Origin of the sequence: Bradyrhizobium sp. LCT2 (assembly GCF_009931255.1) — a bacterium.
Taxonomy (GTDB): Bacteria; Pseudomonadota; Alphaproteobacteria; order Rhizobiales; family Xanthobacteraceae; genus Bradyrhizobium; species Bradyrhizobium diazoefficiens.
Map to the genome: position 1 here is coordinate 9,232,731 of NZ_CP034432.1, position 20,010 is coordinate 9,252,740.

At 65.4% G+C, this 20,010-nt stretch carries 19 protein-coding genes; 9 read left to right on the plus strand and 10 right to left on the minus strand.

The window, feature by feature from the left end; genetic code table 11:
- Positions 1 to 77 precede the first annotated feature (77 nt).
- Entirely contained in the window at positions 78 to 1,529 is a 1,452-nt protein-coding gene (locus tag EI171_RS43565) for a glutamate synthase subunit beta (protein WP_011090469.1), read from the plus strand.
- Positions 1,530 to 1,706: 177 nt separating this feature from the next.
- Here EI171_RS43565 and EI171_RS43570 read toward each other — a convergent pair whose 3' ends face one another.
- Positions 1,707 to 3,449 carry an outer membrane beta-barrel protein gene (locus EI171_RS43570; RefSeq protein WP_161536812.1) on the minus strand — a complete coding sequence of 581 codons (1,743 nt, stop codon included), beginning with the start codon at positions 3,447 to 3,449 and terminating at the stop codon, positions 1,707 to 1,709.
- 191 nt (positions 3,450 to 3,640) lie between these two features.
- On the opposite strand from EI171_RS43570, the gene EI171_RS43575 reads away from it, so the two are divergent.
- Positions 3,641 to 4,648, plus strand: a complete 1,008-nt coding sequence (locus tag EI171_RS43575) for an SIS domain-containing protein (protein ID WP_028173857.1) — start codon at positions 3,641 to 3,643, stop codon at positions 4,646 to 4,648.
- Between the two features lie 97 nt (positions 4,649 to 4,745).
- Here the strand turns inward: EI171_RS43575 and EI171_RS43580 are convergent, their stop codons facing one another.
- A complete protein-coding gene (locus tag EI171_RS43580) occupies positions 4,746 to 5,297 on the minus strand; it encodes a carboxymuconolactone decarboxylase family protein (protein WP_161536813.1) in 552 nt (183 codons plus the stop codon).
- A gap of 72 nt (positions 5,298 to 5,369) precedes the next feature.
- Between EI171_RS43580 and EI171_RS43585 the strand changes: the two genes are divergently transcribed.
- Entirely contained in the window at positions 5,370 to 5,696 is a 327-nt protein-coding gene (locus EI171_RS43585; RefSeq protein WP_161536814.1) for a helix-turn-helix domain-containing protein, read from the plus strand.
- Between the two features lie 183 nt (positions 5,697 to 5,879).
- Here EI171_RS43585 and EI171_RS43590 read toward each other — a convergent pair whose 3' ends face one another.
- The 4 genes from EI171_RS43590 to hemH form a co-directional block, all read right to left on the minus strand.
- Positions 5,880 to 6,323: an NfeD family protein gene (locus EI171_RS43590; protein WP_161536815.1), complete on the minus strand. Its 444-nt coding sequence runs from the start codon at positions 6,321 to 6,323 to the stop codon at positions 5,880 to 5,882.
- Positions 6,324 to 6,383: 60 nt separating this feature from the next.
- Positions 6,384 to 7,388 (minus strand): SPFH domain-containing protein, encoded by a 1,005-nt coding sequence (locus EI171_RS43595; RefSeq protein WP_028173854.1) that lies wholly within the window; start codon positions 7,386 to 7,388, stop codon positions 6,384 to 6,386.
- A 230-nt stretch (positions 7,389 to 7,618) separates the two neighbouring features.
- The gene (locus tag EI171_RS43600) at positions 7,619 to 8,596 is read right to left on the minus strand and encodes an ABC transporter substrate-binding protein (RefSeq protein ID WP_161537188.1); all 978 of its coding nucleotides are present in this window, start codon (positions 8,594 to 8,596) and stop codon (positions 7,619 to 7,621) included.
- Positions 8,597 to 8,622: 26 nt separating this feature from the next.
- On the minus strand, positions 8,623 to 9,660 hold the full coding sequence (gene hemH, locus EI171_RS43605) for a ferrochelatase (protein ID WP_011090477.1): 1,038 nt from the start codon (positions 9,658 to 9,660) through the stop codon (positions 8,623 to 8,625).
- An 82-nt stretch (positions 9,661 to 9,742) separates the two neighbouring features.
- On the opposite strand from hemH, the gene EI171_RS43610 reads away from it, so the two are divergent.
- Positions 9,743 to 10,141, plus strand: coding sequence for an MAPEG family protein (locus tag EI171_RS43610; protein WP_011090478.1), 399 nt, complete (start codon positions 9,743 to 9,745; stop codon positions 10,139 to 10,141).
- 124 nt (positions 10,142 to 10,265) lie between these two features.
- Here the strand turns inward: EI171_RS43610 and EI171_RS43615 are convergent, their stop codons facing one another.
- From EI171_RS43615 to EI171_RS43625, 3 genes are read right to left on the minus strand one after another with little or no spacing between them, the layout of a single operon-like run.
- Positions 10,266 to 11,402, minus strand: coding sequence for a nickel/cobalt transporter (locus tag EI171_RS43615; protein ID WP_161536816.1), 1,137 nt, complete (start codon positions 11,400 to 11,402; stop codon positions 10,266 to 10,268).
- Positions 11,393 to 12,031: a DUF1007 family protein gene (locus tag EI171_RS43620; protein ID WP_161536817.1), complete on the minus strand. Its 639-nt coding sequence runs from the start codon at positions 12,029 to 12,031 to the stop codon at positions 11,393 to 11,395. The genes EI171_RS43615 and EI171_RS43620 overlap by 10 nt, the downstream gene beginning before the upstream one ends.
- Positions 12,031 to 14,112: a M3 family metallopeptidase gene (locus EI171_RS43625; protein WP_011090481.1), complete on the minus strand. Its 2,082-nt coding sequence runs from the start codon at positions 14,110 to 14,112 to the stop codon at positions 12,031 to 12,033. The genes EI171_RS43620 and EI171_RS43625 overlap by 1 nt, the downstream gene beginning before the upstream one ends.
- A 138-nt stretch (positions 14,113 to 14,250) precedes the next feature.
- Here EI171_RS43625 and EI171_RS43630 point away from each other — a divergent pair, with 138 nt between their 5' ends.
- The 5 genes from EI171_RS43630 to EI171_RS43650 all read left to right on the plus strand — a co-directional run bounded on the left by EI171_RS43630 (position 14,251) and on the right by EI171_RS43650 (position 19,066).
- Entirely contained in the window at positions 14,251 to 14,502 is a 252-nt protein-coding gene (locus EI171_RS43630; protein ID WP_011090482.1) for a hypothetical protein, read from the plus strand.
- Between the two features lie 675 nt (positions 14,503 to 15,177).
- Complete coding sequence (locus tag EI171_RS43635; protein WP_011090484.1) at positions 15,178 to 16,320, plus strand: type III PLP-dependent enzyme; 1,143 nt, start codon at positions 15,178 to 15,180, stop codon at positions 16,318 to 16,320.
- A 132-nt stretch (positions 16,321 to 16,452) separates the two neighbouring features.
- Positions 16,453 to 17,040: a GNAT family N-acetyltransferase gene (locus EI171_RS43640; protein WP_011090485.1), complete on the plus strand. Its 588-nt coding sequence runs from the start codon at positions 16,453 to 16,455 to the stop codon at positions 17,038 to 17,040.
- Positions 17,041 to 17,185: 145 nt separating this feature from the next.
- Positions 17,186 to 17,575 (plus strand): RidA family protein, encoded by a 390-nt coding sequence (locus EI171_RS43645; protein WP_011090486.1) that lies wholly within the window; start codon positions 17,186 to 17,188, stop codon positions 17,573 to 17,575.
- A 48-nt stretch (positions 17,576 to 17,623) separates the two neighbouring features.
- Complete coding sequence (locus EI171_RS43650) at positions 17,624 to 19,066, plus strand: homospermidine synthase (RefSeq protein ID WP_161536818.1); 1,443 nt, start codon at positions 17,624 to 17,626, stop codon at positions 19,064 to 19,066.
- 133 nt (positions 19,067 to 19,199) lie between these two features.
- Here EI171_RS43650 and EI171_RS43655 read toward each other — a convergent pair whose 3' ends face one another.
- Entirely contained in the window at positions 19,200 to 19,940 is a 741-nt protein-coding gene (locus tag EI171_RS43655) for an acetoacetate decarboxylase (RefSeq protein WP_161536819.1), read from the minus strand.
- Positions 19,941 to 20,010: the final 70 nt, after the last annotated feature.

Here is a 20,010-nt window from a genome sequence, read left to right on the forward strand (position 1 = left end):
AGGTTCCGGGTCTGCGCGCGGCGCGCGCATCCCGGAACGACGGCAAACAAACCTAAGCGGCAGGGACTTCGGGTTTAATGGGCAAGATCACGGGTTTTCTGGAAATCGAACGGCACGACCGCAAGTACACCCCGGTCGCCGAGCGCGTGAAGCATTTTCACGAGTTCGTCGTTCCCTTGACCGAGAGGGAAACGCGCGACCAGGCCGCGCGCTGCATGAACTGCGGCATTCCCTATTGCCACGGCACAGGCTCGGTCGCGCCCGGCACGCCGGGCTGCCCGGTCAACAACCAGATCCCCGATTTCAACGACCTCGTCTATCAGGGCAACTGGGAAGAGGCCTCGCGCAACCTGCACTCGACCAACAATTTCCCGGAGTTCACCGGGCGCATCTGCCCCGCGCCGTGCGAAGCGTCCTGCACGCTCAACATCGACGACAACCCGGTCACCATCAAGACGATCGAATGCGCGATCGTCGACCGCGCCTGGGACAATGGCTGGCTGAAGCCGGAAGTCGCCTCCGTCAAGACCGGCAAGAAGGTCGCAGTGATCGGCTCCGGACCCGCCGGCATGGCCTGCGCGCAGCAACTCGCGCGCGCCGGCCACGACGTGCACCTGTTCGAGAAGTTCGCCAAGGCCGGCGGCTTGCTCCGTTACGGCATCCCCGACTTCAAGATGGAGAAGGGCATCATCGACCGCCGCGTCAAGCAGATGGAAGGCGAAGGCGTCACCTTCCACTACAACAGCCATGTCGGCGCTGACGGCAATGTCGATCCGCGCGAGATGCTCAACGAGTATGACGCCGTGGCGCTGACCGGCGGCGCGGAAGCCCCGCGCGACCTGCCGATCCCCGGCCGCGATCTCCAAGGCATCCACTACGCCATGGACTTCCTGCCGCAGCAGAATCGCCGCGTCTCCGAGGAGCCGCTGAACGGCGTCACCGAGATTTTGGCCGGCGGCAAGCATGTCGTCGTCATCGGCGGCGGCGACACCGGAAGCGACTGCATCGGCACCTCGCTGCGCCAGGGCGCGCTGTCCGTGACCCAGCTCGAGATCATGCCCGCCCCGCCCGAGCGCGAGAACAAGGGCCTGACCTGGCCGAACTGGCCGCTGAAGATGCGCACCTCCTCCAGCCAGGCCGAAGGCGCGATCCGCGAATTCGCCGTGCTGACCCAGAAGTTTTCCGGCGAGAACGGCCAGGTCAAGAAGCTGCACTGCGTCCGCGTCGACGACAAGTTCAAGCCGATTGCCGGCACCGAGTTCGAGCTGGATGCCGAGCTCGTCCTGCTCGCCATGGGCTTCGTCCACCCCGTGCATGAGGGCCTGCTCAAGCTGCTCTCGGTCGAGCTCGACCCGCGCGGCAACGTCAAGGCCAACACGCTCGACTACCAGACCTCGCGCCCGAACGTGTTCACCGCCGGCGACATGCGGCGTGGGCAATCGCTGGTGGTCTGGGCGATCCGTGAGGGCCGGCTGTGTGCAAGGTCGATTGATACGTTCTTGATGGGGAAGACGGATCTGCCGCGGTAGGTTCGCCGCTCGCCGGTCATTCCGGGGCGCGCGAAGCGCGAGCCCGGAATCCATTTATCCACGCCCCCTGACGCCCGATGGATTCCGGGTTCGCGCCAAATGGCGCGCCCCGGAATGACGAGCGGAGAGAGCCGTGCTCTCGCGCCTCATCTCACTCCAGACGCGTGCTGACAGGCGTCAATTCTGCAGCCTCACCCCCAGCATCACCACCGTGCCCTGCGAGCTCGAGGTCGGCTGGTTCGAATCCAGGATGTCGTGGCGCAGCGTGCCCTTGATCCAGATGTTGCGATTGAGCTTGTAGATCAAATTGCCTTCGAGCGAGTAGGTTTTGTCGTTACGACCCTGGTTCTGGTAATCGTAGGTGCCGTAGGTGAACTTGCCGACCGCGGTGAGCCAGCGGCGGAAGTCGTGATCGACTTCGACCCCGTAGGTGTGCACCAGCACGCCGGAGGAACCGGGGACCGTGGTCTCCGCGATCTGCGTGTCGGTGGCGAATTTCACCGTGGTCAGGCCGCTCGCGTTCCAGATCAGCGAGCCCGAGGTGAGGAAGCCCGAGAGCTGACTGAGGCGCGGGTCGACATAGTTGCGCGCAGAATAGCCGACCGAGACCTCGCCCGTGAGGATGCGCGAGAACTCAAAGGACGAGCCGACCTTGGCATAACCGCCGTTTGAATCGCGGAAATAGCCGTTGCGGTCGGCGGCCTGGTCGTGGACGCGGGTGTCACCCTGGATCTCGACGAACGGTTTCAGTCCAGGCTTGAGCTCGTAGGAGAAGCGCCCGACGCCGCCATACTGGTTGAAGTCGCGATCGTTGTTGCTGAAGGTCGAGCCGTCGGTGAGTTTTGAATCCGTGTAGGCGGTGCGACCGACGGTGGCGCCTGCCGCGACCTGGAAGCGGTTGAAGGTCTGGTCGAAACCGATGGTCGTGCCGTAGGTCGCATAGACCGGATATTTCTGGAGGCCGGCCTGCACGTTCGGGCTGCCGGGATTATCGGTGGCGAGCCGCAGGCGCAGCTGCGAGGTCAGCTTGAGATCGCGGTCGACGTCGATGCGGCCGTCGACATGACCGGTGAAATCGGGCCGGTCGATCTCGACCGGCGAGGGCGAGGCGAAGCCGTCGATCGTCGCCGGCATGTTGTTGGTGTAGCCCGAGAACGAGCCGCGCAAATCGGCGAACAGCGCGTGGCGCTCCCAGTCGGACGCCACGAGGAGGTCGGGCGCGACGACGTAGACCGGCGAGCCGACCGGCTTGTTCAGACGCGCCGGGTTGGTGTCATAGCCGGCGGAGAGCTCGAGCCCGCCCTTGATCAGGAAGCTGCCGGCATAATCGCCGACCGCGCCGAACGCGTCGTCATCGGCCTTGAGGCGACGGCGCAGCGGCTGGCCGGGCACGTTGCCGGCCATCGCCGGCGGCACCGGCACCTTGTGCGCGGTCTCCGACGGCGGCGGCGCGATGCGCGGCGGGCCAAGCGTCCTGTCCGGCGTTGCCGGCGGCACCGGCGAGCCGGGCCCGACCGGGCGCTTCGGCTTCGGCTGCCCGGGATAGAGCTTGGGCTGCTGCCGCTTGCGGTTGAGCGAGTCGTAACCCGAGCCGCTGGCGCCGTTGGCGGCCGGCAGGCCGTAGGTCGGCACCTGGCCGACGCGCGAGGTCGCCGGCGTCTGCTGGCGCTTGCGCGGGTCGGCATTGGGATCGGGCAGCGCCGGCAGCGCGTCCGAGGGCGCCTGCGGCACGCCTGCCGTGCGGCGCGTCGGCAATGTCTCAGGCGCGGCGAAGCCGCCGCGGTTGGGATTGAACAGGTCGGGCGTGAGGCTCTGGGCGGCGACTGGACCGCTTTGCAGGGCCGTCAGCGCAAGACACGGCAAAGCCGCGCGCAGGAAATGCGCGCGTTTGCTCCGGCCCATGCCTGGAGACGACCCCACGATGGAATTACCCCAACGAAATCAAATACTTTCGCGATGGTTCCCGCCGGCTGGCAGAAACCATCGTTAATGGAGTTAAAACAATTATGGTTAATGACCCGTTGAGGGTCGGGGCGGCCGCGTCGCCTCATACGCCGAGGCGTGCTAAGCAGGCACCAACGGGCCATCGCCCCTCCTCCCTGGACCTGAACATGCCGAGTTCGAAACCGCTGATGACCCAATCATCCGGCCCCATTCCCACAAGCGTCGAATCCGCACTCCGCACCCTGGAGACGGAGAGCGGCGGCATCAACGCGCTCGCCGCCGCGCTGCGCGGCCCGCTGGGTGCGACCTTCGCCAAGGCGGTCGACATGATCCGGCAGGCCAAGGGCCGCGTCATCGTCACCGGGCTCGGCAAGTCAGGTCATATGGGGCGCAAGATCGCAGCGACGCTGGCCTCGACCGGCACGCCCGCCTTCTTCGTGCACACCGCTGAAGCCGCCCATGGCGACCTCGGCATGATCACCGCGGACGACGTCATCATGGCGCTGTCCTGGTCCGGCGAGCAGCCGGAGATGAAGACCCTCGTGAACTATTCGGCGCGGTTCGCGATTCCGATGATCGCGGTGACGTCGAACGCGGCGTCCTCGCTGGGACAGGCCGCCGACCTCGTGATCGAGCTGCCGAAGGCGCGCGAGGCCTGCCCGCACAATCTGGCGCCGACCACCTCGACCCTGATGCAGGCCGCGATCGGCGATGCGCTCGCGATCGCGCTGCTCGAAGGCCGCGGCTTCACCGCGCTCGAGTTCGCGCATTTCCACCCCGGCGGCAAGCTCGGCGCGATGCTGAAATTCGTCCGCGACTACATGCGCACCGGCGCGGAGATCCCGGTCAAGCCTGAAGGCACCAAGATGTCGGAGGCCGTGGTCGAGATGTCGGCCAAGGGACTGGGCTGCGTCTGCATCGTCAACGACGCGAATGAGGCCGTCGGCATCATCACCGACGGCGATCTGCGCCGCCACATGCGTCCAGACCTGCTGACAGTGTCGGTCGACGACATCATGACCAGGCAGCCCAAGTCCGTGCCGCCCTCGATGCTCGCCACCGAGATGATCGAGGTGCTGAACACCCGCAAGATCACGACGCTGCTGGTGACCGAGGCGGGCAAGGTCGTGGGCATCGTGCATTTGCACGATCTGCTGCGCGCGGGCGTGGCGTAGCTTCAAGCACAGTCATTCCGGGGCGATGCGAAGCATCGAACCCGGAATCTCGAGATTCCGGGTTCACGCTTCGCGTGCCCCGGAATGACAGCGAGGGCTACGCCGGAAACCGCGCCGCCTTCTCCTCCAGCGGCAGCCGCAAGCCGTTCGCCAGATACGACACCGTGCGATAGAAGCCGCACAGCAGCATGATCTCCAGAATCTGCGCCTCGTCGTAATGCGCCGCGAGCGCGGCGAATTCCGCGTCGGTGAACGTCGCGCGGTGATGCAGAGCGTCGACGGCTGCGATCAGCGCCTGTTCGGCCGGGGACCAGCAGGGCGACGTCGCATCGCCCTCTACGGTGGCGCGGACCTCGTCCTCGGTGAGGCGCGCCGGACCGGCAAAGACCGCGACATGCACGCCCCATTCGTATTCGCATTTGCTCAGCGCGCAGGTGCGGTCGATCACGATCTCGCGCTGGCGCAGGGACAGCGGCCCGGGATCGAGCAGCCCGCCGGCGCGAAACTTGTCCCAGGCGCGGCCGTGGCCCGCCATCACCCGGAACAGCACCAGCGGCGGCGCGCCGCGCATGATGCGGTCGAACTGCGCCTGGATCTCCGGGGGATAAGGCGGCGCGAGCGGCGCAATGCGCGGTGTGGCCCGGGACATCGGCCGTCTCCGTTGCTACAATTATCGTAGCGATACGCTACACTATCTGTAGCGCGACGCAAGAGGACGACGATGGCGAAACAGGCCGGTTCGACAACACGCAACGTCCGCGGCTCGCGCACCGGACGGCCGATCATGGCGCTGCTCGACCTGCTCGGCCGGCGCTGGACCTTGCGTATCCTGTGGGAGTTGCGCGAGGAGCCCCTCACCTCCCGCGCATTGCGCACGGCATGCGACGAGGCTTCGCCCACGGTGCTGCAAGCGCGGCTGGACGATTTGCGCGAGGCGGGGTTCGTGGAGCTCGGCGAAGGCGGAGGCTATGGGCTGACGCCGCTCGGGCGGGACTTGTGCGAGACGTTCATGCCGCTGCACAGGTTCGCGGAGAGGTGGAGGAAGTAGAATCGGAACATCTGCCGCGCGCTCCAATCTTCCTTCTCCCCTTGTGGGAGAAGGTGGCGCGAAGCGCCGGATGAGGGGTTTTCTCCGCAAACTCAGCGCTGCGTTGGAGGAGGGAGACCCCTCACCCGTCTCGCCGCTACGCGGCGAGCCCCCTCTCCCACAAGGGGAGAGGGGAAGAGAAAACTACGCCACCGCTACCGTCAGATTCACGCCGTCCACCTGCACCACCTTCACGCGCGTCCCGGCTGGCGTATCGGGACCTGCGACGCGCCAGACCGTGTCGCCGATGCGCATGGTGCCATTGCCGTCGACGATCGGCTTCTCCAGCGTGAACTCACGGCCGAGCAGCGCCTCGGTGCGCTTGTTGAGGAAGGGGCTTGCGCTTGCATCGGGCCTCGGCCGGGCGAGCCGGCGCCACACCGGAACGGCCGAGGCAGCGAAGATCGCGAACATCACGAGCTGAGTCTGCCAGGACAGATGAACGGCGAACGAGATCAGGCCCACCAGCAAAGCGGCGAGCCCGAGCCAGAACAGGAATACGCCCGGTGCGATCGTCTCCAACGCCATCAGGATGAAGGCAAAGATCAGCCAGTTCCAGGTGCCGAGCGATACGAACGTGTCGGTCATGATACGCCTCTGAATATTGACGCATGCCGTTTTCAAAAGAACCGCGTCATGCGCCGGTGACTATCCCTGCCGCGGCGGCACCGCCGGCGGCGGACTGCCGGTCGGAGGCACAGAGCCCGGGCGGCGAGCAGCGGCAGCCGCGGACGCCGCGCTTTCGCCGAACGTTGCTTTCGCGATCTCGCCGATGCCGGCGAGCGAGCCGAGCATGCTGGTGGCTTCGATCGGCAGCATGATGATCTTCTGGTTCGGCGAGTCCGCGAACTGGCCGAACGCCTTGATATATTTGTCGGCGATAAAATAGTTCAACGCCGCGACGTCGCCCTTGGCGATGGCTTCACTGACCATCTGCGTCGCCTTGGCCTCGGCCTCCGCGGACCGCTCGCGGGCCTCGGCGTCGCGGAACGCGGCTTCCTTGCGGCCCTCGGCCTGGAGGATCTGGCCCTGCTTGGCGCCTTCCGCGCGCAGGATCTCCGACTGCCGCTGGCCTTCGGCGGCCAGAATGTCGGCGCGCTTGACGCGCTCCGCCTTCATCTGGCGGCCCATCGCCTCGACGAGATCGGCGGGCGGCACGATGTCCTTGATCTCGATGCGGTTGACCTTCAGGCCCCAGGGCGAGACCGCCGCATCGACGACGCGCAACAGGCGTTCGTTGATCTCGTCGCGATGCGACAGCACCTGGTCGAGATCCATCGCGCCCATCACCGAGCGGATGTTGGTCATGGTCAGGACCGTGATGGCCTGGGTCAGGTTGGAGACCTCGTAGCTCGCCTTGGCGGCGTCGAACACCTGGTAGAAGGCGACGCCGTCCACCGTCACGGTGGCGTTGTCCTTGGTGATCACCTCCTGCTCGGGAATGTCGATCACCTGCTCCATCATGTTGATCTTGCGCCCGACGCGATCGAAATAGGGCACGATCAGGTTGAGCCCGGGGCTCAGCGTCTGGGTGTACTTGCCGAACCGCTCGATGGTCCAGTCATAGCCCTGCGGGACGGTCTTCACGCCGGCAATCAGCGTGACGATGACGAGCAAAACCAGAACAATCGCGAAAATGTCGAAACCGCTCATATTTCCTCCAAGGCGGGAAAAAGCCCTTTCCCGCGCTGTCATTGGTCGGGAACGCGACCTTACTGGTTCAGCGGTTACGATTCACGTCGGCATTCGGACGATTCTGCACAAGACGAACTCGGGGGGAAACGGTCGCGATATGTATTTCCGAAAGGCTCTTGAAAGCGCCCGGGCGCAGACCTCACGGCGAAAGTTAACGAATCCGGACATGTCGTCCGTCACGGACGACTTTATTCGATGACGTCGTTCGCGGTTGCGAGCAAGCCTGGGGGAATGGTGACGCCAAGCGCCTTGGCGGCCTTGAGGTTGACCGCGAGCTCGAACTTGGTGGGGTTCTGCACCGGCAGGTCGGCTGCCTGCGCGCCCTTCAGGATGCGATCGATGTAGCCCGCGGCACGGCGGAGCTGCTCGGCGCTGTCGGTGCTGTAGGACATCAGGCCGCCCTCGTCGACGAAGGTGCGGCTCCAGAACACCGCAGGCACGCGCGCCTCTCTGACCGCCGCGAGCAGATGCGCGCGGTTGGCCATGGTGAAGAAATCAGGCAGGATCAGCAGGCCGCCGTCTTTGCGCGAGGCCAGCGCCGCGATCGAGGCTGCGTCGTGGACCGGCGCGGGCTCGACCGTCACGTGAAGCGTCCGTGCGGCGTCCTCGATCGTGCGCAGCATCAGGGGCGCGAACGGCGCGGTGGCGGGATTGTAGACGACGAAGACGCGGGACACTTTCGGCGTCACTTGCGTCAGCATCTCCAGCCATTTGCCGGCCAACGGGCCGTCGTAATCGGTGAAGCCGGTGATGTTGCCGCCGGGATGGGCGAGGTTCTGGACAAACCCCTGGCTGACGGGATCGGTGACCACGGCGAACACGATCGGGATCGCCCTGGTGCGCCGGCGCAGCTCTTCGACCGAGGGCGTGCCGACCGCGAGCAGGATGTCGGGCTTGAGCGCGATCAGCTCGTCGGCGAGCCCGGCGATCCGCGCCCGGTCGCCGGCGCCGCTGCGCCAGTCGATCCTGAGATTGCCGTGCTCCCTCCAGCCGTGGGCGGCGAGCGCCTCGACCAGGATGGCGCTGCGCGTCTGCCCGATCGCATCGTCGGCGGCCGTGACCGAGAGCACGCCGAGCCGCCGCGTCGCATTCGCCTTCTGCGCCTGTGCCGAAGCCGGCAGCACGACGATCGTCCCAAGAAGCGCCAGACACGCGCGGCGGTTCAAGGGGCGAACCATCAGATCCAGGCTCACTATATCCAGCCCTGGAGCTCGCGCAGCACCAGGGTGCGGATCACGTCCATGCCGGGTTCGCTGTCGTTGAGGCAGGGGATCGCGGAAAACTGCTCGCCGCCATTGTGCTTGAAGATCTCAGCATTCTCCTGCGCGATCTCCTCCAGCGTCTCCAGGCAGTCGGCGGCAAAACCCGGCGTCACCACCGCGATGCGGCGCACGCCCTCTTTCGCGAGCCGCTCCATCGTCTTGTCGGTGTAGGGCTGGAGCCACTCGTCATTGCCGAAGCGCGACTGGAAGGTCAGCAGCAATTTTGATGCGTCCACGCCGAGCCGGCGGCGCAGCGCCTCGGTCGTGGCGATGCAATGCTCCTGATAGGGATCGCCCTTGTCGACATAGGATTTCGGCATGCCGTGGAAGGAGGCGACGATCAGCTCCGGCTTGAACGGCAGGGTTGCCAGATGCGTCTCGATCGAGACGGCGAGCGCCTCGATATAGGCCTCGTCCTCGTAGTACGGCGGCGTCACCCGCAGCGTCGGCTGCGCACGCAGGCGGGCGAGCACGCGGAACACCTCGTCGCAGACGGTCGCCGAGGTCGAGGCGGAATATTGCGGATAAAGCGGGACCGCGAGGATGCGGTCGCATCCCTCCGCGATCAGCGCGTCGATGCCCGACTTGATCGAGGGATTGCCGTAGCGCATCGCCCAGTCCACCACGACATGATCGCGATCCGACAGCGCGGCGGCGAGCTTGTCGCTTTGCGACCGCGTGATGGTCTTCAGCGGCGACTCGTTCTTCTCGTTGTTCCAGATCTTCTGGTAGTCGAGCGCCTTGGTGCGGGGACGGCTGCGCAGGATGATCCCGTTCAGCACCACCTTCCAGACCAGGCCCTGGTCCTCGATGACCCGGGCGTCCGAGAGGAATTCCTTGAGATAGACCCGCACCCCCGGCGCATCGGCCGTATCGGGCGTGCCGAGATTGACCAGGAGCACGCCGACCCGCTTCTGGCCGGACTGGACGGTTGGCTGTGTGGTCTCGTTGGGAGCGGCGGTCGACATGATCAGTTGCGTCGCGCGTTGCACCGAACTTGTCAAGATGAGCTCGGTTTCGCTAGGGTCGCACCCAAGCGGGGGAGGGAAGATGACACTCGCGGAATGGTGCGTATTCGGAGCGCTGCTGCTCTACCTTGCGACGATCGCCTCGATCAAATGGATCCGGTTTCGCGGGTTCGACAATTCCCGGCCACGCGATCCCGCCTTCTATGAGGACGCCATCGCGCAGCGCGCGCTCGGCGCCCACCAGAACGGCATCGAGACCTTTCCGTTCTTCGCCTTCGCGGTGCTGCTCGCCGAATTCAGGGACTCGCCGCAGCGGCTGATCGACGAGCTCGCGGTGCTGTTCCTGATCGTGCGGATCGCCTACGTGCTGACCTATCTCGGCAACCGCCCGACGCTGCGCTCGATCCTCTGGAGCATCGGCTTTGCGATCAATCTCGTGATCTTCTTCATGCCGATGCTGAAGCGGTTCTTGCCGGTGTGAGGGGCGCGCGCCCTTCAACCCGTCATCCTGAGGTGCGAGCCCCGCGGTGCAAAGCACCGTGGGGTGAGCCTCGAAGGCCGACGGTGATAGTTGATCGTAGCCCGGATGGAGCGAAGTGCTCCGCTCAAAAACACGTCGTCCGTTCGGCGGCGACGTAGCCGAACAACAGGCCGACGCCGAACAGCAGCACGAGACCTGCGGCACCGAATTCGATGCCGCGCATGAACAGCGCGCCGCCGCCGTCGCGCCCTGCGCTCAGGCGGGCGGCAATGTCCTTGGCGGAGACGGCGACGACGGCAATGGCCGCAACCGTGATCGCGGTGCCGAGCCCCATCAGGAACGTCGCGGCGATGCCGGCCCAGAACAGGCCCTGGGCGAGCGCAAACACCAGCACCAGGATCGCGCCCGAGCAGGGGCGGATGCCGACGGTCAGAATCGCGGCAAAACCGCGCCGCCAGCCGCCGGGCCCGGCCAGCTCGCTCGGCGCGGGACCGTGGGAATGGCCGCAATGCTCGTCGTGGACGTGGTCGTGCCCGTGATCGTGATCGTGATCGTGATCGTGATGGGCGTGACCATGATCATGGTGATCGTGATCATGATGATCATGCACCTCACGATGGTGGTGATGGCCGTGATTATGGTGCTGCGGCACGCCTGCGATCGCCGGCACCGGCTGGGTCGCCTGAAGCGCGCGGATGAAGGCGCCGCCCTTGACCCAGACCAGCCGCAGGCCGAACAGCGCGATCAGGCCATAGCTCGCGATCTCGATCACGCCTTCGGCCTTGCACATGGTCTTGGCCGTCGCATTCAGGATCCAGGCCGAGATGCCGACGATCAGGATCGCGACCACCGACTGCATCAGGGCCGAGGCAAACGAGAGCGCGATGCCGCGCCGCGCGGTCTCGCGGTTGGCGACGAGATAGGAGGCGATCACCGCCTTGCCGTGGCCGGGGCCGGCGGCATGGAAGATGCCATAGGCAAACGAGATGAAGAGCAGCGTCCACACCGCCGAACCGTCGGACTTGGCGGCGCGGATGGTCGCCGACATCTGGCGATAGAATTCCGACTGTTTTGCCAATAGCCAGCCGATGAGGCCGCTGGCCTCGGGCTCGGCCGCCTGCGCAGGTTTCGGTGCGCCGAACGGATTTTGCGCGAGGAGATCGTGAAGCGCGGCATCGGCCACGCCGAGCACGACGACAACCGCAGCACAGGCGAGCAGCCCGCGGGCAAGCGGCGAATGCAGGCGACCGGTCAAGGGCAATCCACCGTGATCTTGTTGGCGAACATCATGCCGAAATTGCTGTTCTCGCCGTTCAGGAAGGTCTGCTCGTTGAGCTTCTGGGCGGTGGCCGAGCCGTCGTTCGGCCGGTCCAGCTTCATCTGGCAGCCGGCGGGTGCGCCGACCAGCTTGACCGGATTGTCCTTGGCCATCTGGAAGTCGATGAAGAAGGAACGGTCGAACACTTCGAGCACCAGTTGCTTGGGCTTGACCGGGTTCTTCAGCGGCAGCGTGAAGTGCAGGGTCAGCACCGTATCCTTGTAGTCGAGGTAGTAGTCGACCGGCTCCTGGAATCGCTCCTTCTTGCCGTCCGCTCGCGCGAAGGTGAAGTAGGCATATTCCTTCAGCGACTCGACATTGGTCTGCGCCAGCGGCCCGAGCTCCTCGCGCGTATAGGCGCCCTTGGTCTTGCTCTCGAGCCCCTGCACGGCATAGGCCGAGAACATGTCGTCGAAGGTCCAGGCGTGGCGGACGCCGGTGATGCTGCCGTCCGCGGCGTAAAGCAGCTCGCTGGTCGCGGTGATCCACACATGCGGATGCGCGCGCGCCGCACCCGCCGCGAGCGTGAGGACGGCGGCGAGCAACAGACCAAGCAGGGCGCGCATACCCATCAGGCCGCCCTGGCGTCGTCGAGCAGGCCGCGGCGGCGGAGCAGTGCGTCGGGCTCCGGCGGGCGGCCGCGGAAGGCCTCATAGGCGGCCTCCGGATCGACCGATCCGCCCGAGGAGTAGATGTCGTCATGCAGACGTTTTGCGACGGCTGGATCGAAGATGTCGCCGGCCTCCTCGAACGCGCCGAAGGCGTCGGCGTCCATCACCTCCGACCACATGTAGCTGTAATATCCGGCGGCATAGTGGTCGCCGGTGAAGATGTGACCGAATTGCGTCGGCCGATGACGCAGCGCGATCTCCTCGGGCATGCCGATCTTCTCCAGCTCCTTCTTCTCGAAGGCCCGTACATCGCTGGCCGCCGCGGCCGGCTGGGTGTGGAATTCGAGGTCCACCAGCGCCGAGGAGACGAACTCGACCGTGGCAAAGCCCTGGTTGAATTTTCGTGCGGCGAGGAAGCGCTGGAGCAGGTCGTCCGGCAGCGGCTCGCCGGTCTGGTAGTGGCGGGCGAATTGCTGGAGCACCTCGGGCCGTTCCTGCCAGTGCTCGTAGAGCTGCGACGGCAGCTCGACGAAGTCGGTGAACACGGAGGTGCCCGACAGCGATGGATAGGTCACGTTGGACAGCATGCCGTGCAGGCCGTGGCCGAACTCGTGGAACAGGGTGCGGGCGTCGTCAGGCGACAGCAGCGAGGGCTCGCCGCCGGCCCCCTTGGCAAAATTGCAGATATTGAGAACGAGCGGCGCGACGTCGCCGTCGAGCTTCTGCTGGTCGCGCAGCGAGGTCATCCAGGCGCCGGAGCGCTTCGACGGCCGGGCGAAGTAGTCGCCATAGAACAGCGCCTTGTGCTTGCCGTCCCGCCCCTTCACCTCCCAGACCCGGACGTCCGGGTGCCAGACCGGCACGTCCTTGCGCTCCTCGAAGGTGATGCCGAACAGGCGCGTGGCGCAGTCGAAGGCGGCGGCGATCATGTGGTCGAGCGCGAGATACGGCTTGATCGCAGCGTCGTCGAAATTGGCCCGCTGAAGACGGAGCTTTTCGGCGTAGAAGCGCCAGTCCCACGGCGCGAGCTTGAAATTGCCGCCCTCTTCCGTGATCAGCGTCTGCATCTCGTCGCGATCGGCGAGCGCCCGGGCGCGCGCCGGCTTCCAGACCCGCTCGAGCAGCCCCCGCACCGCTTCCGGCGTCTTGGCCATGGAGTCCTCGAGCCGGTAGGCGGCGTAGGTCGGATAGCCCAGCAGGTTCGCGCTTTCCTCGCGCAGCTTCAGGATCTCGACGATGGTCGTATTGTTGTCGTTGGCGTTGCCGTTGTCGCCGCGCGCAGTGAAGGCCTTGTAGACCTTCTCGCGCAGGTCGCGCCGGGCCGAACTCTTCAGGAACGATTCGACCGAGGAGCGTGACAGCGTGACGATGGCCTTGCCGGCGATGCCGCGCTCTTCCGCCGCAGCCTTGGCACTGGCGACGAAGCTCTCCGGCAGGCCCTGGCGGTCGGCTTCCCCTAACTCCATGAACCATTCCTGCTCGTCGCCGAGCAGATGATGGCTGAAGCCGGTGCCGAGCTGGGCGAGCCTCTCGTTGATCTCGGCCATCCGCGTCTTGGCCTCCTCGGAGAGGCCGGCGCCGGCGCGGTGGAAGCGGGTATAGGTGCGCTCCAGCAGGCGGAGCTGTTCGGGCGAAAGACCCAGATTGGCGCGGTTCTCGTGCAGCTGGGCGATGCGACCAAACAGCACGGCGTTCATCATGATCGGATTCCAGTGCCGCGCCATCCGCAAGGAAACCTCCTTGTCGATCTCCAGGATGGCCGGGTTGGAATGCGCCGAGACGAGGTCGTAGAACACCGCCGCCACCTTGCTCAGCAGCTTGCCCGAGCGCTCCAGCGCCGTGATGGTGTTAGCGAAGTCGGGCGCGGCCGGGTCGTTGGTGATCGCCGCGATCTCGGCGGAATGGTCGGCGAAGGCCTGCTCGAAGGCCGGGAGGAAGTGCTCCGGCGTGATCTCGTCGAAGGGCGGGGTCGCGAACGGCGTCACCCAGGCCTTCAGCAGCGGGTTGGTCTCGGGGTCCGTAGTTTGGCGGGTTTCTGACATCGCAAGTCCCGGTTTTCGAGCTGGTTTGTTGCGGTCAGCTATAGCATGCGATCGGGCTTTTTTGGGCCATTTGGCCTTGCTCCCGCCCGCCTTTTCGGAGAGATTGCGGCCCTCGAAGACTAGGGATCCCTGAGCCCCATGAACGCGCCTTCCTCCTCCCGCCAGATCGTCTGGCCCAGCGTCATCACCGTCATCAGCGCCGCCATCCTGATCGGCGCGGAGGTGTTCGGCGCGGCCTTTGCCGGCGGCTGGGCGCTCGCGATCCTGTTCGGTTTAGGCGATCAGGGCGCGCACATCCTCCAGGCCGTGCTGTTCGCACTCGGCGTGCTGGTGATGACCGCGTTCGTCCGCGCAGCGCAGCGCGTCGAGCCCTTCACGAAGCGCGGCTGACGCTCGCTCGCGCGAGAGAGACACGCGCGCAAGCTTGAAAACTTAACGCGCGTTCATCTTCCGCGTCGCTCGCGCAACACTGCGCAAGCAGATGTTAGGCAAATCTGTTCTCAGCCTAAAAAAATTGTTGCGAAGCAGAGTCAAAACGCTTATGTGCGCTCTTGCCCAATTTCGCACGTGCCTGTGGTCGTGTGTCAGTCGGTAGGTATCCGGACAAGAGGCCGGACAGCCGCCAAGGGGTGAAGAAGCCGAGGGGCTCTTCGGAAGTGCGGAAGTCAAAAGACCGAAAGGTCGGACGACGAAGCAAACCCGGAGCGTCCAGCATCTCTCTCAAGAGATGCCATGTCGAAGGTGACTTCACTCTTTGCAACCGTGACTGGCAGCCGGAGGCGAACCGGCGCACCCCGCTCTCAACGGGGGACGCGACTTAAAGCAACGACGGATCGGGCTTTTTTGGTCTCTACCGGCAGTCCAACGCCGGCGCGGGCTACTGAAAAGGCTTGTCCTTCATTGCCAGGTGTGCGGGCGGGAAATTCCCAACCAATCCACGGCAGCACAGTCTGGTTTGAGTCTTTTGGCTTCGTTGCGCCTCCATCGCGCAATCCGGCCAGAGCGCTCTTATCCGACGTCATTTTTTGAACGGATCCCCGTCGCTGGGCCGTTTGGGAGAGTGCTATGACCGAACGTATTCAGGAATTCCTGCGCAACCGCCGCAGCGAGGGCCGGGACACCGAGCCGTGCCTCGTCGTCGACCTCGAGGTCGTGCGCGACAATTACCAGACCTTTTCCAAGGCGCTGCCCGACAGCCGCGTGTTCTATGCCGTCAAGGCGAACCCGGCGCCGGAAGTGCTGGCCCTGCTCGCCTCCATGGGCTCCTGCTTCGACACCGCGACCGTCGCCGAGATCGAGATGGCGCTGGCCGCCGGCGCTACGCCCGACCGCATCTCCTTCGGCAACACGATCAAGAAGGAGCGCGACATCGCGCGCGCCTTCGCGCTCGGCATTCGGCTGTTCGCGGTCGATTGCGCCGCCGAGGTCGAGAAGATCGCCCGTGCCGCTCCCGGCGCGAAGGTGTTCTGCCGCATCCTCTATGACTGCGCCGGCGCCGAGTGGCCGCTGTCGCGCAAGTTCGGCTGCGACCCGGAGATGGCCGTCGACGTGCTGGACGTCGCCAAGCGCCTGGGCCTGGAGCCGTGCGGCATCTCCTTCCATGTCGGCTCGCAGCAGCGCAAGGTGAAGGCGTGGGACCGTGCGCTGGCGATGGCCTCGCAGGTGTTCCGCGACTGTGCCGAGCGCGGCATCAACCTCTCCATGGTCAACATGGGCGGCGGCTTCCCGACCAAGTACCTGAAGGACGTGCCGCCGGTGGTGACCTACGGCCGCTCGATCTTCCGCGCGCTGCGCAAGCACTTCGGCAACCAGATCCCGGAGACCATCATCGAGCCGGGCCGCGGCATGGTGGGCAACGCCGGCATCATCGAGTCCGAGGTCGTGCTCATCTCGAAGAAGAGCGACGAGGACGAGGTGCGCTGGGTCTATCTCGACATCGGCAAGTTCGGCGGCCTGGCCGAGACCATGGACGAGTCGATCCGCTACGCCATCCGCACCGCCCATGACGGCGCGGACATGACGCCGTGCGTGCTCGCGGGACCCACCTGCGACAGCGCCGACGTGCTGTACGAGAAGAACCCGTATCCGCTCCCGGTGACGCTCGAGATCGGCGACAAGGTGCTGATCGAAGGCACCGGGGCCTATACGTCCACCTACTCGTCGGTGGCGTTCAACGGTATCCCGCCGCTGAAGACCTACCACATCTGATCCGCCTCTCTGTCTGAGGCCTGACGAACCCGGGAGCCGGCTTGCCGGCTCCTCCCTCACATTTCTGATTTCTGACGACGTCTTGAGCCGGCGTGCTGATCGCATGTCGGTTCAAGCGGGGCCTGACGCGCCATGACTGCTTTTCGGAAGCCACAAGTCGCCCTCACTTCGAAAGCCGCTCCGTTCGCGATCCGTGCGGAGCGTGCTGCCGACGTCGCCGCCCGTGAAGCGCTGCTCGATGCCAGCTTTGGCGAGAACCGCCATGGCCGCACCTGCCAGCGCCTGCGCGACGGACGTGCACCTGCCTCAGGCCTTGCCCTGTCGGCTGTGCGCGAGGGGACACTCGTGGGAACCGTGCGGCTGTGGCACGTCAGCGCCGGAGGCAGGCCCGCTCTGGTCCTCGGACCGCTGGCGGTGGACCCTGCCTGCCGCGAGCTCGGGATCGGCGCCGCGCTGATGCAACAAGCGCTGGCCGCCGCCCGGGCGCGCGGGCATGCCGCCGTGATCCTGCTTGGCGATGCCCCCTACTATGCGCGTTTCGGCTTCTCGGCCGAGAGGACCGGCGCACTGATGCTGCCCGGCCCGTTCGAGCGAGACCGCCTGCTGGCGATCGAATTCCAGGCCGGTGCGCTGGATGGCGCCGAGGGGATGATCGTCCCGACCGGCGCGGCCCTGGCCAAACGGAGGGTGGTTCGCCCCCTCCAGGCGCACGCGGCCTAAGGGATTGCCATGATGGCGACGACCGAAGCTGCAGTGAGCAGCAACGCCCGGTCGCGCCCGCGCCAAGCTCACTTCCTTTGGGGTTGCGCAGGCCCCGGAAACACCCTTTAACCCCGCGAAACACCTCTTTCAGTCGAGGCCGAACATGTCCCGTCGCCTGATCTCCACCGGCTCCCCGTTCGAGAAGACCGCCGGCTACAGCCGCGCCGTGGTCGACGGCGACTTCGCCTTCGTCGCGGGAACCACCGGCTATGACTACACCACGATGACGATGCCGGCCGATGTCACGAGCCAGTCACGCAACTGCTTCAAGACCATCGAAGCTGCCCTGAAGGAGGGCGGTTTCGAGATGGCCGACATCGTCCGCGTGACCTACTACCTCACCGACATCAAGGATGCAGACGCGCACTTTGCCGTTTGCGGCGAAGTCCTCGGCGACATCCGCCCAGCGGCAACGCTCCTCGTCGTCTCGGCGCTCTACAAGCCCGAGATGAAGGTCGAGATCGAAGCGACCGCCAAGCGCCGCAGCGCCTGATCCACCCCTCACCCTTTGTCCGTCAGCACGTTCCGGAGAAACCATCCCATGAGCCCCGCCTCGCAGATCTACGCGAAGATCACTGGTCCCATCGTCATGGTCGGCTTCGGCTCCATCGGCAAAGGCACGCTGCCGCTGATCGAGCGGCATCTCGATTACGACAAGTCGCGCGTCACCGTGATCGATCCCAAGGACGAGGGCCGCAAGGCACATTGCGAGAAGCACAATGTCCGCTTCATCCAGAAGGGCGTGACCAAGGACAATTATCGCGAGTTGCTGACCCCGCTGCTCACCGAAGGCGGCGGCCAGGGCTTTTGCGTCAATCTCTCGGTCGATACCGGCTCGACCGACATCATGGAACTCTGCAACGAGCTCGGCGCTCTTTATATCGATACCGTCAACGAGCCCTGGCTCGGCTTCTATTTCGATTCGTCGAAGGGCCCGGAAGCGCGCTCCAACTACGCCCTGCGCGAAGTGACGCTGGCCGCCAAGAAGGCGCGCCCGGCGGGCTCGACCACGGCCGTCTCCTGCTGCGGCGCCAATCCCGGCATGGTGTCCTTCTTCGTCAAGCAGGCGCTGCTCAATGTCGCCGCCGACCTGAAGCTCAATGCCCCCAAGCCGAAGACCAAGGCCGAATGGGCGGACCTGATGCGGCAGAGCGGCATCAAGGGCATCCACATCGCCGAACGCGACACCCAGCGCTCCAAGAAGCCGAAGGAGCCTGATGTCTTCGTCAACACCTGGTCGGTGGAAGGTTTCCTGTCGGAAGGCGTGCAGCCCTCCGAACTCGGCTGGGGCACCCATGAAAAGTGGATGCCCGAGAATGCGCGCACCCACGAAGCCGGCTGCGGCGCCGCCATCTATCTGATGCAGCCCGGCGCCAACACGCGCGTGCGCACCTGGTGCCCGACCCGCGGCGCGCAGTACGGCTTCCTCGTCACCCACAACGAGTCGATCTCGATCGCCGATTACTTCACGGTGCGTGACGCCTCCGGCACGGCGGTCTATCGGCCGACCTGCCACTACGCCTATCATCCGGCTGACGATGCCGTGCTGTCGCTGCATGAGATGTTCGGCCGCGCCGCGAAGATGCAGGAAAAGCACCACATCCTCGATGAGAACGAAATCGTCGACGGCATCGACGAGCTCGGCGTGCTGCTGTTCGGCCATGACAACAATGCCTACTGGTACGGCTCGCAGCTCTCCATCGAGGAGACCCGCAAACTGGCGCCCTATCAGAACGCCACCGGCCTGCAAGTGACCTCCGCCGTGCTCGGCGGCATGGTGTGGGCGCTGGAAAACCCGAACGAGGGCATCGTCGAAGCCGACGAGATGGATTTCGATCGCCTGCTGGAAATCCAGCTGCCCTATCTCGGCCCGGTGAAGGGTTTCTACACCGACTGGACGCCGCTGACGGACCGTCCAGGACTGTTTCCGGAAGATATCGATACCAGCGATCCCTGGCAGTTCCGGAATATTCTGGTGCGTTGACCCCGAAGGGGTCATCCCGGGATGCGCGCCAGGCGCGCAGACCCGGGATCTCGAAGTTCCTAGCAAGAGATTCTCAGGTGCGCGAGTGCGCACCATAGTTCATCGCTGGCGCGATGCCCCGGAATGACGTTCGTTACTTGGCCATGTAATCGAACGCCACGCTGCCGAGCCCAAGCGTCAGGTCCGCTTTGAAATGCAGCGCCGAGATCACCTCGCGCACCGGCAGGCGGGCGACGTCGCAGAGTGCGTGGGGAAACAGGCCGAGTGCGGCAGGGCCAGTCCACGCTTCCTTCAGCACGACGTCATCGAGATGAAAGCGCACCAGCTCGCAGATCCGCGGGCTGCCGTCGACATGCGGGATGATCTTCAGGATGAAGTTCGGCGACGCCATCGACTTCAGCACCGTGTCGTGGTCGACCTTGCGGTGCTTGTAACCCATCGTGGCCGAAGCGCAGAGTACCGAGCCGTAATGCAGCGAGCCGACCAGGACGTCGCTCTCGACCTCGATCTTGGGCCTCGCGAGCTTCTTCGGAAAGCCCCACAACTCGCGGCCGCCGGCGATCGGGGCCTCGTCGTCCAGATACATCGCGTGGGTGTAGCCGCCCTCCTCGCCCTTGAAGCGGACCGGGATCACCTGCCCGGTTTCGGTGTAGTCGCCGAATCCGGTCGAGTCTGGCATGCGGATGAATTCGTATTTCACCACCGGCTCCGCCACCTCAAGCGGCTCGGGCACGATGGTGGCGAGGGCTTCGGGATCGGTCCTGTAGGTGATGATGAAATATTCGCGGTCGAAGAAGCGATATGGCCCCGGCGGAAATGACGGGTTGGTGAGCGGCATCGAATAAGCGGTGCGGCGGACGTCTTCGATCTTCATGGGAGGCCCCATCTGTCGTTGGCGCGACGGATTATGGATCGGGCCGCCTGCCGATGCGAGATCGTATAAT

Bases quoted from the DNA above. Each gene is read 5' to 3' on its own strand.
- EI171_RS43640 (WP_011090485.1), top strand. From the start codon at position 16,453: ATGACTGCTTTTCGGAAGCCACAAGTCGCCCTCACTTCGAAAGCCGCT.
- EI171_RS43635 (WP_011090484.1), top strand. From the start codon at position 15,178: ATGACCGAACGTATTCAGGAATTCCTGCGCAACCGCCGCAGCGAGGGC.
- EI171_RS43610 (WP_011090478.1), top strand. From the start codon at position 9,743: ATGACACTCGCGGAATGGTGCGTATTCGGAGCGCTGCTGCTCTACCTT.
- EI171_RS43590 (WP_161536815.1), bottom strand. From the start codon at position 6,323: ATGACCGACACGTTCGTATCGCTCGGCACCTGGAACTGGCTGATCTTT.
- EI171_RS43650 (WP_161536818.1), top strand. From the start codon at position 17,624: ATGAGCCCCGCCTCGCAGATCTACGCGAAGATCACTGGTCCCATCGTC.
- EI171_RS43620 (WP_161536817.1), bottom strand. From the start codon at position 12,031: ATGGGTATGCGCGCCCTGCTTGGTCTGTTGCTCGCCGCCGTCCTCACG.
- EI171_RS43595 (WP_028173854.1), bottom strand. From the start codon at position 7,388: ATGAGCGGTTTCGACATTTTCGCGATTGTTCTGGTTTTGCTCGTCATC.
- hemH (WP_011090477.1), bottom strand. From the start codon at position 9,660: ATGTCGACCGCCGCTCCCAACGAGACCACACAGCCAACCGTCCAGTCC.
- EI171_RS43630 (WP_011090482.1), top strand. From the start codon at position 14,251: ATGAACGCGCCTTCCTCCTCCCGCCAGATCGTCTGGCCCAGCGTCATC.
- EI171_RS43585 (WP_161536814.1), top strand. From the start codon at position 5,370: ATGGCGAAACAGGCCGGTTCGACAACACGCAACGTCCGCGGCTCGCGC.
- EI171_RS43645 (WP_011090486.1), top strand. From the start codon at position 17,186: ATGTCCCGTCGCCTGATCTCCACCGGCTCCCCGTTCGAGAAGACCGCC.
- EI171_RS43575 (WP_028173857.1), top strand. From the start codon at position 3,641: ATGCCGAGTTCGAAACCGCTGATGACCCAATCATCCGGCCCCATTCCC.
- EI171_RS43625 (WP_011090481.1), bottom strand. From the start codon at position 14,112: ATGTCAGAAACCCGCCAAACTACGGACCCCGAGACCAACCCGCTGCTG.
- EI171_RS43580 (WP_161536813.1), bottom strand. From the start codon at position 5,297: ATGTCCCGGGCCACACCGCGCATTGCGCCGCTCGCGCCGCCTTATCCC.
- EI171_RS43565 (WP_011090469.1), top strand. From the start codon at position 78: ATGGGCAAGATCACGGGTTTTCTGGAAATCGAACGGCACGACCGCAAG.
- EI171_RS43655 (WP_161536819.1), bottom strand. From the start codon at position 19,940: ATGAAGATCGAAGACGTCCGCCGCACCGCTTATTCGATGCCGCTCACC.